The following is a 13,994-nucleotide window of genomic DNA, read 5'->3' as shown; positions in this document are numbered from 1 at the left end:
ACTGGTTTTGGTATCATATACTGAAGGTGACGTAAAAAAATTACGGGAGTGGAGTTAATGCTAAAAAGGTTTACTATATCTAATTATAGAATTTTTAATGAGCCTACTACGATTGATTTCTCTAATGTCAGAGACTATAAATTTAATGAGGAATGTATTAAGGATGGGCTAATCAATAAAGCAATAATGTATGGGAAGAATGCTGTAGGGAAAACTAGTCTAGGTCAAGCTTTAATAGATGTTAGGTATACAATTCTTCCTAATGAAAGGCGTCAACATGAAGATATTGGATTTTTGAATGCGAATAGTAATGAAAAGTCGGCTAGATTTGAATATATTTTTCTTATTAAAGACAAGGAAATTGAGTATATTTATGAAAAAACTTCGAACACAACAATCAAATTTGAAAGCCTAAAAATCGATAATGAAGTTCTTTATAATTATGATTTTGAATCTCAAGAAGGAAATCTTGAAAATTTGAAAAATCATAGTGAACTAAAACATCTAAATTTTGATGAATGGGATAATGAGATAACAATTCTAAGATATATTTTAACAAACTCTAAATTAAATGATTTAATTATCTTAAAAGAATTAAGTAATTTCATTGAAGGCATGGCAATATTAAAACCTTCGGATAACATTGTTCAATTTAGAGGCCCTAAATTTATTGGTAATGGACTAATTCGAACTATTATTGATTCGGGATTAGTTGAAGATTTTGAGAAATTTTTAAATGAATGTGGATTAAATATTAGCCTAAAAATTGATATAACTCCTGAAGGAGAAAAATTATTATATTTTGACCATAAACGACCAATAGAATTCATTAGTAATGCTTCAAGTGGAACAAAAGCGTTGACACCGATGTATTTGATTATTAAGAATCTAAGTAAGATTAAATTCTTATTTATAGACGAATTTGATGCAAATTTTCATTTCGAACTAGCAGAGAAAATGCTACATGAACTAAAGGAACAAAGTGATTGTCAAATACTTGTTACTACACATAACACAGACCTAATGAATAATAAGTTTATGCGCCCAGATTGCTATTTATTAATGATGCCCAATAAGATAATATCAGTTGCAGATGCAACGTTAAGAGAATTAAGACAAGGTCATAATTTAGAGAAGTTATATCAAAGTGGAGAATTTAATTGAGGTGAAGGCTACTGTGGAGAAGTCCAAAGTTTTGCTCTTGGTTGAAGGAGAAAAAGTAGAGAAAGAGCTGTTCCAGCATTTCTATTATTTATATGGGATAGAAAATGTAGAGATTGTTGCATACAAGACACACATTTATGCTTTTTATAATAGATTAAAAAAAGATTATTCTGATGAGGAAGGTAACATAGATTTTGAATTTATTGACCTTCCTTTGTTTTTAAATGACTACCTTGAATTAGATGGGGCAGATTTGTTAAATGAGGCAGACTTTAGAGACATAATTTTAGTATTTGATTTTGATCCACATGATTCGCAATTTGACCAAAATAAGCTGGATATTTTATTGGATAATTTCTCTGATTCAACAGGAAGAGGTAAACTCTATTTAAATTATCCTATGATTGAATCCTTTAAAAATATCGAATCATTAGAAGATCCGCTTTTTAATAAAACTACTGTACATATAGATGATTTGAAAAAAAGATATAAAGGAACTAGTGGCTATAAACAAATCGTAGAGTCTACAACTTGTATTTGTAATATTGAAGATATAGATACTAGTATAGCTAACGCACTATTAAAGCTTCACAATAATAAATTAAATTATCTACTAAAGAATTTATCTTATGAAGAAGAGAGTAAATATAAATTATTCTGTACTGTACAATGCGATAAATTAGAAAAAGAAAGTTTAATCTGGGTACTTAATACAAGCTTACTACATATGTTAGAAGAGTATGGATATGTTAAATAAAACTATTTTGCAAATTGATATAACATATTATTAGTATGTGATAAGTGAGCGTAATAGCTCCATATTTATACATTGAGATAGAGAACAAATTCTTATATTAAAGCTTAAACAAGTTGTATAAATGTGTAATTTAAAATAAGACCTCTTCAATTTGGGGTGGTCTTAATTGTTAATAGGCTATAAATGTCTCACCGTAATGTCCTACCGTTGAAATGCTGAAATCCATTGGGGGAGTAAGTCTTAAACGATGCAATTTGGAACTTAATCATTTATTCTTTTAATCTTTTAAAACATGCTCTTAATAATTAATATATTATAATCAAGCAGCTACAGAAATGTGGTTGCTTTTTATTATGACCAAAAGAATAACACTTTCAGCTGCACGATGAGCCGGAAGTGTTATTTGTTGTGTGGATGTTAAATTTTATCCCCATTCTCCAAGAAGAAGAAACCTTCAAATTTAATTTCCAATACATTTGCTATTTCCACAAGTTCTTTTTCACTAAAGTTATCTCTTTTGAATTTCTTGTATAGATTTTGTGGAGTTGTCCCTAGCAATTCCGCTAATTGTACAACATTCATTCCCTTTTTAACCAAAACCATTTTGATTTTAGTTCCCATCATAAAATATCACCTCTTAAAAATTATATACCTAAAGAGAACATTAATAAACCTTTTGGTTACAAAATGAAATCAAAAGTACTGTTTGATGTTGACTTTTAAATATATTGGTTTTATTATGTAACTAATAAGGAACATTTAACAACCGTCAAAGGTTAGTCGGTGAATGGACTAGAAATAGCCGACATTCAGAAAGGAGAGGGGTATCAATGTGTGGACGTGGCCAATCGAAAACCACCCAACAACGTAATGAGTACATCCACAATAAAATGATTCAGCTGGATATGGTAACTGATGCTCGAAAGCATACAAAACGACTGGCTCGCATTATGAAGTATCACGAATTATTAACAGTGTTGGAAGTAAAACAGATACGTGGAAATTTACGTAAGGCATTTAAGTAAAGGTATACCAGTGATAGAAAGTGAGGTGAAAACGATGGCATTTGAATACTTAGCACAATACGTAACATTTGAATCAGTATCAGATATGGACACAGCTGTAGAAAATCACATGGTAGCATACTACTACGATTTAACGGAATCAGAGCGTGCCATCGTTTTCAAACTTACTAGTCACGCTTTGGAATATCCAGGAGCGTGTCATTTGAAAGCTGCTACAATTGCTGCAGCATTGGAGATTAGTACAAAGACAGTTTATCGAGCTATTTCAAAATTGGAATCACTAGGAATCATCAAGAAACATTCAACTACGAAGGTAAAGGGAGGACGTGGTGCAAACATCTATATTATTTTGCCTAGCCAATCTGAAACATGCGAAGATCCTGCCGAGCCTATCGAGGAATGTGAGGTTGTCCCATTACAAGAAGCTTATAATCGAGCTAATGCTGAAAAAGAAGCATGCAAAGAGTTTATGAATGAGTATCAACAAATGCTATTTGATTTTATGCATTCATTACCTATCCCCGATAACTTTAAGGATGAGATGCATAAAGTGGTACTAGCATCCAATGTAAGTAACGTCCAGGAATTCATATTGGCCAAGAACGTTATTTTTAAAATGGCCAACGATATTAGAGACGGTGTGCTGACGGTCACTAAAACAATACGTGCCATATTCGTAGGGGCTCATAAGAAGGCATTACAACGTAGATATAAGCATCCCATAATAAAAACATCACCTGTGAAGGATAAGCCTGTGAATGTGCGCGCAGTGCCCTTTTACAACTGGTTAACTGAATGAAATAGACCAACAGAAGTATTTTAATAGGAAAGGAAGTAAGGACACATGAAAGTAACAGCTAGAGAATGGCGGGTTATGTCTGATAGGAATAAACAATTACTTTTAAAAGCAGTAGCAAACAAAAAACACATATATTTAATAGAAGGGAAATGAAGAGCATGGAACAACAAACACAACACTCATTACAATCAGTCGTACAAGAAAATAGTGGCAATGTATATAACTTAACAGCACAGATGATTCAGATGGAGGTTGTAAAGAACGCAGTATCAAAGCTAATGGAAAGGATTGATGAAATCACTTATAAAGGTTGGGATAAAGATCCTGGCATGTCATATCTATCTATAAATGAAATACGTGATACTGTTCGTTTAATTGATATGGGATTCTATCCATTGTTTAAAGAAATGGCAAAAGAAGTTGAAGCAATTAACATTCATTCAGAAGAACTATTCAACACAGTAGTTAAATGCGATTCAGAGCAATCTATCGATGTAGCTACTAAGCTTGATATAAACAGCGCAGAAGGTTGGAGCTACTTTACTATGGAAAACAATATAAAGACATTTATCAAGGAATTTGGTAGAGACCCGAAAAGTTTTGAGGAAGTGTTAACGTATATAAATGAAGCAGTAGCTAAAGTTGTGGATAGAAGCCAAGAAAAAAGCCGATGCGCTAACAACGACTAAAGAAAACAATGTAAATTGACTAAATCAAAACCTGTGAGCAGTCTCAACCATTATTGTGGCTACTTCAAATATTTAATTATGTATGTGCAGCATGAGAAGCCAGTTGAAGCTCAACAAGAAACAGCACCTTAAAATTGTTAAATAGATCAAGAAGGCATCCACAATAAATAGTTTGGGTGCTTTTATTTTGGCCAAACAAAAAAGATTGAGGCATAAAGCTTCAATCTTTTGTAAATGTCTGCCCTGTATCCTTGTTTTTAGATTTAAGTCCTTTGTATGGTATAGTGGTCATTATTGAGGTCTAAAAATATTTAGTTTTAGTGTAACCAAAGGCTCATTTGTACTTTGAGTTCTTCGTAATTGTCCACCTGCTATTATTTTTATTGATTTCTCGTTAAATTTTCTGAATTCTAGAGGATTGAAAATAATGTTATTGGCATTCTTAATAAGAATGTTGGATAAAATAATTTCTTGTTGATGTACATTTGAATTTTTAATAACATTGATAATTCTTTCTAGATAGGTTGAATGTGTTTTTAAATAACTAATTAAAACTTTTGTAGTATCACCAACAGGGAGTACTGAAAGGAATAAAGGATATTTTAAATTCTTATTAAATAATTTCCCTTGAAAATCAGTAGCAATATCAATCATAGAAGAACAAGCTAGAATATTTTTTGCACTAAATTCTAACTCTAGAGTTTGTATTTTAAAATACCTTTGCTTTTCTAAATTAGTATTAAAAATAAATTTAAGTTGTTCATTTTTTTTTAATAACTTATTAAATTCTTCCATTCTTTTAACTTGCCTTTTATTCGTATATGTTTTTTTGTGTTCACGTATTTCTTTTCTTTGGATAGGTATATCTGCATGTTTTTCTATTACTCCTTCTAACTTCTCCGAGTCAACAAAATCAGAAAAGCGTTTCGAATAATAATTATAACTTGACTTTGAGTCTATGTATCTTTTACAGAATGCACGGTAGGCAAAAAGATAGTTCTGTAATTCTTTATTATAACCATATTCTATATCTTCAATTGGGCGAAATACTTCATCATGCTTTTTGCAGAAACCTCTAAAAATTGTTGCTTCATTTTTACCGAGTAATAATTTTTCAATATCAATATTAAAAAGTTCAGTAAAATTATCTAGCGGTAATACGTAGTTGTTCTCTGAAAGTTTATCTAAAATCCCACTATTTTGTATTGAATGCGCATTTATTATTCCATTACAACTTCCTAAAAAGGAGTCTTTGAGTATGCATTCAGAATGTATGGATTTTTTTCTATTTTGATTATGTGTGTCTACAATAATTCTTGTGACTTTATTATTGCTATTCGTATACGAAGTATTATCAATCATTTTGTCATATAGAGAGGGAATGAACTCTTCTGAACTATTGCTCATATTTATAAGCCTCCTGTTTGTAGATTTAGATTTTTGATAACGATCGATGAATTTACTTTCTATGTTTACTGATATCTTATCTGAACTAAAATTTTAATGCAAAATAAAAAGGATATTAAAAAAGATTGAAGCGGTTAGCCCCAATCTAAATAACTCACACATTCCTGTACACACGCTCGCCATATTTTATTAGCCCCAATCTAGCCCCAATTAGCCCCAAAACTATACTTTTATATGCTTTAGTTTGCATAGCTTAAAATTACACGAAATTCACAGATGTATTGATATACCAATGTTTATAGGTGTTTTTAGATATTGCATGCATTCAATCCACATTAAATGTACTAGAATCTTAAGAAAAGCATGTCTGCCGATTGGAGCTTCCAAGTAAAGCCCATTCGGTGACATGCTTTTTATTTTCCTAGATAGAAATAAAGGGATGGTATCATAACGTGGGGTTGATTTCCGTTCCGTCTGGGCGCTAATCCCCAAGGCGTCGCCCAGCCTCCACCCAATCAACTAATATTATGGTAAATGTTTTAACAAATGGCATCCCAACTTTTGGTGATGAGCCGTATTTATTGTTTTGCTTTTTCCTCTGACCGCTCTTGCTTTGATTGACGATAGACACGTAGTAAATCAAACGCAAGAAATAGTACGATAATATAAAAAATAGGACTATTAAAGGAAAGACCTAATTGTGACTGGCCACCAAGCAATGTTAGTACAACCCAAAGACCGACTGTATATACTGTTAAGCCAACATAGGCTTTTTTTGAAAGCTTTTTATATCTACCCTTGTCTGTCGCAATTTGCACGATCACAAGAGCTATTAATATAAGTAGGATGATTTTTTTAGACAATGTTCCAGCTATTGTAGTGTGTGGGAAAAAATCATTGACGAATAGTAAGGTGAAAAATACAAGAATACAAAAATTTAAAATGGTTGAAAGCCTCATGTAATATCTCCTTAGTTGCCATTATTCCCTTTATTGTAACATGGCTAATAATACTTTAAGAAGTTTACTATTTCAAAACCTATCATTTGAAAATTAAGAAAATGTTAAAAATTACGAAACTTTTTGTAGGCTGCATCCGTATAGTAGGTAATACAATGAAAAGGGGTGAACAACTTGACGCTATTTGGCTATTCACTCGAGCAAATCTTTTTAGTGGGATTAATATTTGGGGGCCTTGTAACTCTTTTATTCACGTTTTTTAGTGATGCTGTCGAGGGCATTGGAGAGGGGCTACCGATATTAAATCCAAGTGTCATTCTATCTTTCATTACGTTGATGTCAGCAACAGGATTTATTCTAGAAAAATTAGCCTTCTTCCCTAGCGTTTGGAACATTGTTGCTGCTTGTATCATCGGAGCTATTTTAAGTGCACTATTTTATTTATTCGTTCTTGTTCCGCTACGATCGGCCGATGTTTCTTTAGCCTATACGGAAGAATCGCTTGGTGGACAGTTAGGAAAGGTTATTGTACCTATCCCGACAGACGGTTTTGGAGAGGTAGTTATTGAAACGACTAGTGGTATGATTTCGAAGCGAGCAACAGGTTATGACAATGAGGCTATTGATTACGATACGACGGTACTTGTTGTAGAAGTGAAGGAAGGAACACTGTTTGTAAGGTCTTATGATAAGAAATTTTTATAAAGGAGCGATATTTATATGTCAACGGAAATTTTAATTGTTATAGGGATTGTAGCATTTGTTTTAATCGCACTAGTTGGACTTTATGTGACTAAGTATCGTACAGCGGGTCCTGATGAAGCATTGATTGTGACAGGTAGTTATCTTGGCTCAAAAAATGTACATAAAGATGAGTCAGGAAATCGTATAAAAATTATACGTGGTGGCGGTACATTTGTATTCCCGATTTTCCAGCAGGCACATCCATTAAGCTTATTGTCAAGTAAGCTTGATGTAACAACACCTGAAGTGTATACGGAACAAGGTGTACCCGTTATGGCCGATGGAACAGCTATCATTAAAATTGGTGGTTCCATTTCTGAAATTGCAACGGCAGCGGAGCAGTTTTTAGGGAAGCAAAAGGAAGAGCGTGAAAATGAGGCGCGTGAAGTGTTAGAAGGTCATTTACGTTCAATCTTAGGTTCAATGACGGTTGAGGAAATTTATAAAAACCGTGATAAATTCTCTCAGGAAGTACAACGTGTTGCATCTCAGGACTTGGCGAAGATGGGTCTGACAATCGTTTCCTTTACGATTAAAGATGTACGTGATAAAAATGGTTACTTAGAATCGCTTGGTAAGCCTCGTATTGCACAAGTTAAACGTGATGCGGATATTGCTACTGCAGATGCTGAAAAGGAGACGCGTATTAAGCGTGCCGAAGCATCGAAAGAAGCACAAAAGGCAGAGCTTGAACGTGCAACTGAAATTGCAGAAGCAGAAAAAGAAAATCAATTAAAAGTGGCTGAATATCGCCGTGAGCAAGATATTGCAAAAGCTCGTGCAGACCAAGCGTATGAGTTAGAAACAGCACGTGCAAAGCAGGAAGTAACAGAGCAGGAAATGCAAATTCGCATTATTGAACGTCAAAAGCAAATTGAGTTAGAAGAAAAAGAGATTTTACGTCGTGAGAAGCAATACGATTCAGAAGTTAAGAAAAAGGCTGATGCTGATCGTTATGCTATCGAGCAAAATGCAGCAGCAGCAAAAATGCGTGAGCTAGCGCAGGCAGATGCGGAGAAATACCGTATCGAATCATTAGCACAAGCCGAAGCGGAGAAAATTCGTTTGGATGGTCTTGCGAAAGCAGATGCTGAGCGTGCAAAAGGGGAAACAGATGCGGATATTATTCGACTTCGAGGTCTGGCAGAAGCCGAGGCAAAACGTAAAATTGCGGAAGCCTTCGAATACTATGGTCAAGCAGCTGTCCTCGATATGATTGTACGTATGATGCCAGAATATGCGAAAGAGCTTGCGAGTCCACTTGGCAATATCGATAAGATTACGGTTGTTGATACTGGTGGTGGGGAAGGAGGAGGCGGTGCTAATAAAGTAACTGCCTACGCAACGAATTTAATGTCAACATTACAGGAATCGTTGAAGGAGACTTCAGGGATTGATGTTAAGGAACTCATCGAAAGCTATGCAGGTAAGCATACATTGCGTCCTGAGCTAGAGCAAATAGCAGTAGGCTTAGGAAAGCAAGCACCAGCTACAGTCAATGAAACGCGAGATGAAATAAAAGAAACTGTAGAACAATAATAGAGATAGCCGCCTGATATGTGATATCAGGCGGCTATTTTTGAGTACCCTCTATTTTTCCTTAATTTGTTTCCACTCGCTAGCGAGCATACCATAAGCAACATGGTCAACATAATGATCGTAAAGCCATTCTGCTGCGCGAATCGTTCCTTCTTTTGTAAAGCCTAATCGCTCAGGGATGGCACGGCTCTTTGCGTTACCTACAGCTGCACGAATTTCTATCTTATTGAGCTGTAAATCCTCAAAAGCATATTGTAATAATGCTTGTACTGTCTTCGTCATAATACCATGTCCTTGAGCGCCTTCACTAAGCCAATAGCCAATAGCAGCAATTTTATTGCTATGATTGATCGTATTAAAGCCAGCAATGCCTACTATTTCATTTCGAAAAATGATGACAAGAGAGAGGCTACTTTTAGCTTCGTATCCTTTTATACAGCCTTCTATATAGGCCGTTGTATCGGCTACTTCTTTTGTGAAATCCAGCCAAGGCAACCATTCACGTAGATATACTCGTGATGTATCTGTTAAGGCAAAAACAGCATTAGCATCTTCTAATTCGATAGTACGTAAGGATAATTCCGAATTAATTGTAATTTGCAATGTTTTTCACCTCTTTATTATTTTAAGGCATCATGCATAAAGCCCTTCATTTCATGACTAAGAACTGTTAACTCCTCAATAATTTCACTAAAATCTTGAACGAGTTGAGCCTGTTCGTTTGTTGCGTCATTGATTTGACCCATATTTTGCTTCAGGTTTTCAAGGTTTCTATTTATATTTCGTAGTGATGCTTCAATGTTCTCAGTGGCGCTGGATGTTTCGAAGGAGAGCTTTCTTACTTCCTGCGCTACGATGTTAAAGCCAGCGCCATGCTGACCCGCACGAGCCGCCTCAATAGATGCGTTTAAGCCGAGTAAATTCGTTTGGCGAGAAATACTTTTTATTAAATCTGTTACTTCATTTGTTTTCTCTGAATCTTCAAGAGCGTGCTGTGCCTGTTTGTTGATTTCCTCACTTGTTGCTGCTAATTCCTCTGAATGTGAGGCAATATTATGTACTTTGTCCTGTAAGCTGTTTACAATGCTATCCATTGTACTCATATAATCCTCGAGTTTAAGCTCATTGTCGATTGGCAGTCCAAATGCTAGGGCACCTACGACTTTACCATTTTCGCGGATTGGAAATGAAAAAGCATTGATGGCAACTCCGTATACATCCTTTGGTATAATGACATCAGCATTTTTTCCATTAAAGGCAATGAAAACATTTTGATCATTAGCATTTACTTTTTGTCCATCGTGATAGCCTGAATCTACACTGTTGCCAGCTAAATATTTTACAACTGTTTCATTTTCCTTCTCAATGACAGCCACAATTGCCTCTTCCTTTAATGCAAGGTGGATATAGGGTGCTGAAAGGGCTAAAGCTTCAATAATTTTCATGAACATTCCTCCAAGTCTGTGCAACGAAAAATAGTTTAGTCATCGGAGCTTAGATTGACAATGATTGCTAGATGATTACTTTCACTGTAACACAATAATTGCCAACTCAAAATAGATAAAAAATAAATTTATATATGGATAATTAGTCTAATATGTAATAATAGTCGCTGTAAAATTGTCAAATAAAATAATGTGCGTGACTCTAGAAACAGAGATAAATTTGTCCATTTTTTGACGGAGTATCGTGTGTTTTGAAGAATATTGTATTAGAATAATAGTAGAATTGGAAGAACGTTAAGGAGAGAGAGAAATGGATTACATTCAAAAGGGGACTAAGACGTTTTATAAAGCAAACTGGGCTTTATTTTTAGCGGGCTTTATTACCTTCGCCAACTTATATGTTTCACAGCCATTATTACCAACATTTGCGAAGGAGTTTCATGTATCACCTGCAGTTGCGAGTTTAACGCTTTCTGTGACAACCTTTGCGTTATCTATCAGTATGATTATTGTTGGTTCATTATCAGAGGCATGGGGCAGGAAATCTTTGATGACGATTTCTATTTTTGCAGCATCTATTATTACACTTGCACTTGCCTTTTCTCCTAATTTTGAAACGATATTAGTGTTACGTGTTATACAGGGCGTTGTATTTGCAGGATTGCCAGCAATTGCGATGGCTTATTTAGGTGAGGAAATGGATCCAGCTAGTTTAGGTATTGCGATGGGCTTATACATAAGTGGTAATTCGGTAGGTGGCCTTAGTGGACGAGTTATTATAGGGACATTAACGGATCTTTACAATTGGCGGGTGGGGATGATTGTACTGGGTGTCATCAGTCTTATAATTAGCGTGTTATTTATCTGGATGCTACCTAACTCCAAGCATTTTACAGCACGTCCATTGCAGTTCAAATCATTGGCTACATCTCTTTTGCAGCATTTGAAGGATCCATCTATGCTTTGTCTTTTTGGTATTAGCTTTGTATTAATGGGAAGCTTTGTGACCCTTTATAACTACATTGGCTTTAAATTGATGGCACCACCTTATAATTTAAGTGCCACAATTGTTGGTTGGATTTTTGTGATTTACTTAGTAGGTACCTTTAGCTCTGCTTGGTTTGGTAGTCTAGCTGATCAATATGGTCGTCAAAAGATGCTGTTATTGTCCATTGCAATTATGTTTACAGGGGCAATTTTTACATTAAATGGGCTACTTAGTTTGAAAATTTTAGGGATTACAATCTTTACATTTGGTTTCTTCGCGGCACACTCGATTGCCAGTGGCTGGGTAAGTAAACGAGCCACTCATGATAAAGCGCAAGCGTCTTCACTCTATTTATTTTTCTATTACTTTGGTTCAAGTGTTGGAGGAACAGTAGGAGGGATATTTTGGATGCATTACGGCTGGGGAGGCGTTATTGTAATGATTGCTGTATTTTTAGTTGTTGCATGCCTATTATCCTTTTTACTGAGGGGTATTATTGCTAAACAGCGCATTGCAGTAGGGCAATAGAGATTGTTTTAATTATCTTGTTCGCATTCATAATAGGTAGTTTGTTTGAGGCACCATTTGATAGTTTTATATTTACGTAAATATAAAAACTTCATCATCTTTTATAAAAATGATTTGTCATAAACTATCTGATAGTATAATGAGTAGACTGGTTATAAAGAGGAGTTGAAAGAATATGTTTACTCGTTATAAAGGATTTACTTTTGTCTTTGCTTTGCTGGCGTTAACATTCGTTTTGACGGGTTGTGGAGCCGCTAAAGAAAGTGGGCAATCGGAGGGAAATACGGCAAAGAAAACGGAAGAAAAAGTGGATTATTCATCAAATGTGAAGGAAAATCCAATTGTAACGATTACGATGAACAATGATGAAAAAATTGTAATCGAATTAGAGCCTTCTACAGCGCCGAATACGGTAGCTAATTTTATTTCCTTAGTTAAAAAAGGTTTTTATGATGGTCTTATTTTCCATCGAGTTGACCCTGATTTTATGATTCAAGGTGGAGATCCATTGGGTAATGGTACGGGTGGACCAGGCTATTCAATAGAAGGTGAGTTTTCATTAAATGGTTTTAAAAATGACTTAAAGCATAAACGCGGTGTCATTTCAATGGCTCGTTCGCAGGATCTGAATTCTGGGGGATCTCAATTTTTCATTATGGTAAAGGATACACCGCAGCTTGATGGTCAATATGCTGCCTTTGGAAAAGTGATCGAGGGGATGGAAACAGTAGATGCTATCGCTGCTGCTGAACGAGATGGAGAGAAGCCAATAAAAGATCAGCAGATGAAAAAGGTGGAAGTAGATACAAAAGGCTTTGATTATCCAGCTCCAAAGGTACTAAAATAACAGCTGCGAAATTAATTAATTTAGATATATTATGAAAAAAAGAGGCATGAGAGATCGAGGATGATCTTCCATGCTTCTTTGTATTTATCCCATAATATTGTAGCCTGCGTCGATGTAAATCGTTTCGCCTGTTACACCGCGTGATAAGTGAGATAGCATCACGATTGTCATATCTGCCACTTCGTCTTGTTGAACATTACGTTTTAATGGAGCTGTTTCTTCAATTTTGTGTAAAATTGTATTGAATGAAGGAACTCCTTTTGCAGCAAGTGTGCGAATCGCTCCAGCTGAGATAGCATTAACGCGAATATTATCTTTGCCGATATCTGCAGCAAGATAGCGCATAGATGCCTCTAATGCAGCTTTCGCTACACCCATAACATTATAGCCATCAAGTACTCGCTCTGCTCCTAAGTAACTCATTGTTACGATAGAACCGCCTTCAGTCATATAAGGATGTGCGGCTTTTGCTGCAGAAATAAGGGAATAGGCGCTAGTATCTTGTGCAAATGCATAGCCATCACGAGTTGTTTCTAAGAAGCGATTGTGTAAATCTTCTGCATTGGCAAAGGCTACTGAGTGCACGATCCCATGGATTACGCCTACTTTTGTACCGATTTCATCGAAAGCTGCTTTTGTGCTTTCGTCGCTGTTGACATCACATTGTACGATCAGTGAATCGGATTGTCCGATATTCTCTAATTGCTTTTGTAATTTTTTTAATGAACGTTCTTGGCGATATGTGAAAATAACATTTGCACCTACGTCAAATAAACGTTTAGCGATACCCCAAGCAATACTTCGATCGTTTGCCACGCCCATTACGACAACATTCTTATCTTTTAATTGTAATAAATTATCCATCATCTATAAGAACCCCTTTATGAAATAATATCTGTTATTAGTACCAACTACTAAAATCTTATCATACATAAAAAATGGTTGCAATAACAAGATGAAAAGAGTGACCAACTTTACTTTGAAAAGTACAAAAAGATTCATCTTTAGGATGTTAGAGACGAATGTAGTAGATGTTATTTTTGCTGCAAGAAATTTAAATTAATAAACATGGTATAAGAATCTGTTACTAAGTGATTCGTATG

The 13,994-nt window shown here is 35.1% G+C and carries 15 protein-coding genes; 9 read left to right on the top strand and 6 right to left on the bottom strand.

Features of this window, described 5'->3' with window-relative positions; all coding sequences use genetic code 11:
* Positions 1–57 precede the first annotated feature (57 nt).
* Together ACQKMV_RS09400 and ACQKMV_RS09395 are read left to right on the top strand one after the other, a co-directional pair.
* On the top strand, positions 58–1,164 hold the full coding sequence (locus ACQKMV_RS09400) for an AAA family ATPase (protein WP_427503573.1): 1,107 nt from the start codon (positions 58–60) through the stop codon (positions 1,162–1,164).
* Complete coding sequence (locus ACQKMV_RS09395; protein ID WP_427503572.1) at positions 1,148–1,921, top strand: hypothetical protein; 774 nt, start codon at positions 1,148–1,150, stop codon at positions 1,919–1,921. Before ACQKMV_RS09400 ends, ACQKMV_RS09395 begins: the two co-directional genes overlap by 17 nt.
* Positions 1,922–2,338: 417 nt before the next feature.
* On the opposite strand, the gene ACQKMV_RS09390 is transcribed toward ACQKMV_RS09395, so the two are convergent.
* On the bottom strand, positions 2,339–2,545 hold the full coding sequence (locus tag ACQKMV_RS09390) for a helix-turn-helix transcriptional regulator (RefSeq protein WP_402758515.1): 207 nt from the start codon (positions 2,543–2,545) through the stop codon (positions 2,339–2,341).
* A gap of 206 nt (positions 2,546–2,751) precedes the next feature.
* Here ACQKMV_RS09390 and ACQKMV_RS09385 point away from each other — a divergent pair, with 206 nt between their 5' ends.
* The 3 genes from ACQKMV_RS09385 (at position 2,752) to ACQKMV_RS09375 (ending at position 4,434) form a co-directional block, all read left to right on the top strand.
* The gene (locus ACQKMV_RS09385; protein ID WP_427503571.1) at positions 2,752–2,946 is read left to right on the top strand and encodes a hypothetical protein; all 195 of its coding nucleotides are present in this window, start codon (positions 2,752–2,754) and stop codon (positions 2,944–2,946) included.
* Between the two features lie 34 nt (positions 2,947–2,980).
* Positions 2,981–3,745: a helix-turn-helix transcriptional regulator gene (locus ACQKMV_RS09380; protein ID WP_427503570.1), complete on the top strand. Its 765-nt coding sequence runs from the start codon at positions 2,981–2,983 to the stop codon at positions 3,743–3,745.
* A 158-nt stretch (positions 3,746–3,903) separates the two neighbouring features.
* A complete protein-coding gene (locus tag ACQKMV_RS09375) occupies positions 3,904–4,434 on the top strand; it encodes a hypothetical protein (RefSeq protein ID WP_427503568.1) in 531 nt (176 codons plus the stop codon).
* A gap of 291 nt (positions 4,435–4,725) precedes the next feature.
* On the opposite strand, the gene ACQKMV_RS09370 is transcribed toward ACQKMV_RS09375, so the two are convergent.
* Entirely contained in the window at positions 4,726–5,841 is a 1,116-nt protein-coding gene (locus ACQKMV_RS09370) for a hypothetical protein (RefSeq protein WP_427503567.1), read from the bottom strand.
* Positions 5,842–6,419: 578 nt separating this feature from the next.
* The gene (locus ACQKMV_RS09365; RefSeq protein ID WP_427503566.1) at positions 6,420–6,800 is read right to left on the bottom strand and encodes a hypothetical protein; all 381 of its coding nucleotides are present in this window, start codon (positions 6,798–6,800) and stop codon (positions 6,420–6,422) included.
* Between the two features lie 174 nt (positions 6,801–6,974).
* Here ACQKMV_RS09365 and ACQKMV_RS09360 point away from each other — a divergent pair, with 174 nt between their 5' ends.
* Positions 6,975–7,505 carry a hypothetical protein gene (locus ACQKMV_RS09360; RefSeq protein ID WP_427503565.1) on the top strand — a complete coding sequence of 177 codons (531 nt, stop codon included), beginning with the start codon at positions 6,975–6,977 and terminating at the stop codon, positions 7,503–7,505.
* A gap of 15 nt (positions 7,506–7,520) precedes the next feature.
* Complete coding sequence (locus tag ACQKMV_RS09355) at positions 7,521–9,083, top strand: SPFH domain-containing protein (protein ID WP_427503563.1); 1,563 nt, start codon at positions 7,521–7,523, stop codon at positions 9,081–9,083.
* A gap of 51 nt (positions 9,084–9,134) precedes the next feature.
* Here ACQKMV_RS09355 and ACQKMV_RS09350 read toward each other — a convergent pair whose 3' ends face one another.
* Positions 9,135–9,686, bottom strand: a complete 552-nt coding sequence (locus ACQKMV_RS09350; RefSeq protein ID WP_427503562.1) for a GNAT family N-acetyltransferase — start codon at positions 9,684–9,686, stop codon at positions 9,135–9,137.
* 17 nt (positions 9,687–9,703) lie between these two features.
* Positions 9,704–10,528, bottom strand: coding sequence for a methyl-accepting chemotaxis protein (locus ACQKMV_RS09345; protein WP_427503561.1), 825 nt, complete (start codon positions 10,526–10,528; stop codon positions 9,704–9,706).
* Positions 10,529–10,838: 310 nt separating this feature from the next.
* Here ACQKMV_RS09345 and ACQKMV_RS09340 point away from each other — a divergent pair, with 310 nt between their 5' ends.
* Positions 10,839–12,044, top strand: a complete 1,206-nt coding sequence (locus ACQKMV_RS09340; RefSeq protein ID WP_427503560.1) for an MFS transporter — start codon at positions 10,839–10,841, stop codon at positions 12,042–12,044.
* Between the two features lie 175 nt (positions 12,045–12,219).
* Positions 12,220–12,891, top strand: a complete 672-nt coding sequence (locus ACQKMV_RS09335) for a peptidylprolyl isomerase (RefSeq protein WP_427503558.1) — start codon at positions 12,220–12,222, stop codon at positions 12,889–12,891.
* Positions 12,892–12,975: 84 nt separating this feature from the next.
* Here ACQKMV_RS09335 and ACQKMV_RS09330 read toward each other — a convergent pair whose 3' ends face one another.
* Entirely contained in the window at positions 12,976–13,758 is a 783-nt protein-coding gene (locus ACQKMV_RS09330) for an enoyl-ACP reductase FabI (protein WP_427503556.1), read from the bottom strand.
* Positions 13,759–13,994: the final 236 nt, after the last annotated feature.

Origin of the sequence: Lysinibacillus sp. NPDC094403 (assembly GCF_050278745.1) — a bacterium.
Classification (GTDB): domain Bacteria; phylum Bacillota; class Bacilli; order Bacillales_A; family Planococcaceae; genus Lysinibacillus.
Note: the sequence above shows the minus strand (reverse complement) of the source record. Positions and strands in the feature narration are given on the sequence as shown.

Coding starts and splice junctions, on each gene's coding strand:
- ACQKMV_RS09400 (WP_427503573.1), top strand. CDS start 58: ATGCTAAAAAGGTTTACTATATCTAATTATAGAATTTTTAATGAGCCT.
- ACQKMV_RS09390 (WP_402758515.1), bottom strand. CDS start 2,545: ATGATGGGAACTAAAATCAAAATGGTTTTGGTTAAAAAGGGAATGAAT.
- ACQKMV_RS09385 (WP_427503571.1), top strand. CDS start 2,752: ATGTGTGGACGTGGCCAATCGAAAACCACCCAACAACGTAATGAGTAC.
- ACQKMV_RS09380 (WP_427503570.1), top strand. CDS start 2,981: ATGGCATTTGAATACTTAGCACAATACGTAACATTTGAATCAGTATCA.
- ACQKMV_RS09375 (WP_427503568.1), top strand. CDS start 3,904: ATGGAACAACAAACACAACACTCATTACAATCAGTCGTACAAGAAAAT.
- ACQKMV_RS09370 (WP_427503567.1), bottom strand. CDS start 5,841: ATGAGCAATAGTTCAGAAGAGTTCATTCCCTCTCTATATGACAAAATG.
- ACQKMV_RS09365 (WP_427503566.1), bottom strand. CDS start 6,800: ATGAGGCTTTCAACCATTTTAAATTTTTGTATTCTTGTATTTTTCACC.
- ACQKMV_RS09355 (WP_427503563.1), top strand. CDS start 7,521: ATGTCAACGGAAATTTTAATTGTTATAGGGATTGTAGCATTTGTTTTA.
- ACQKMV_RS09345 (WP_427503561.1), bottom strand. CDS start 10,528: ATGAAAATTATTGAAGCTTTAGCCCTTTCAGCACCCTATATCCACCTT.
- ACQKMV_RS09340 (WP_427503560.1), top strand. CDS start 10,839: ATGGATTACATTCAAAAGGGGACTAAGACGTTTTATAAAGCAAACTGG.
- ACQKMV_RS09335 (WP_427503558.1), top strand. CDS start 12,220: ATGTTTACTCGTTATAAAGGATTTACTTTTGTCTTTGCTTTGCTGGCG.
- ACQKMV_RS09330 (WP_427503556.1), bottom strand. CDS start 13,758: ATGATGGATAATTTATTACAATTAAAAGATAAGAATGTTGTCGTAATG.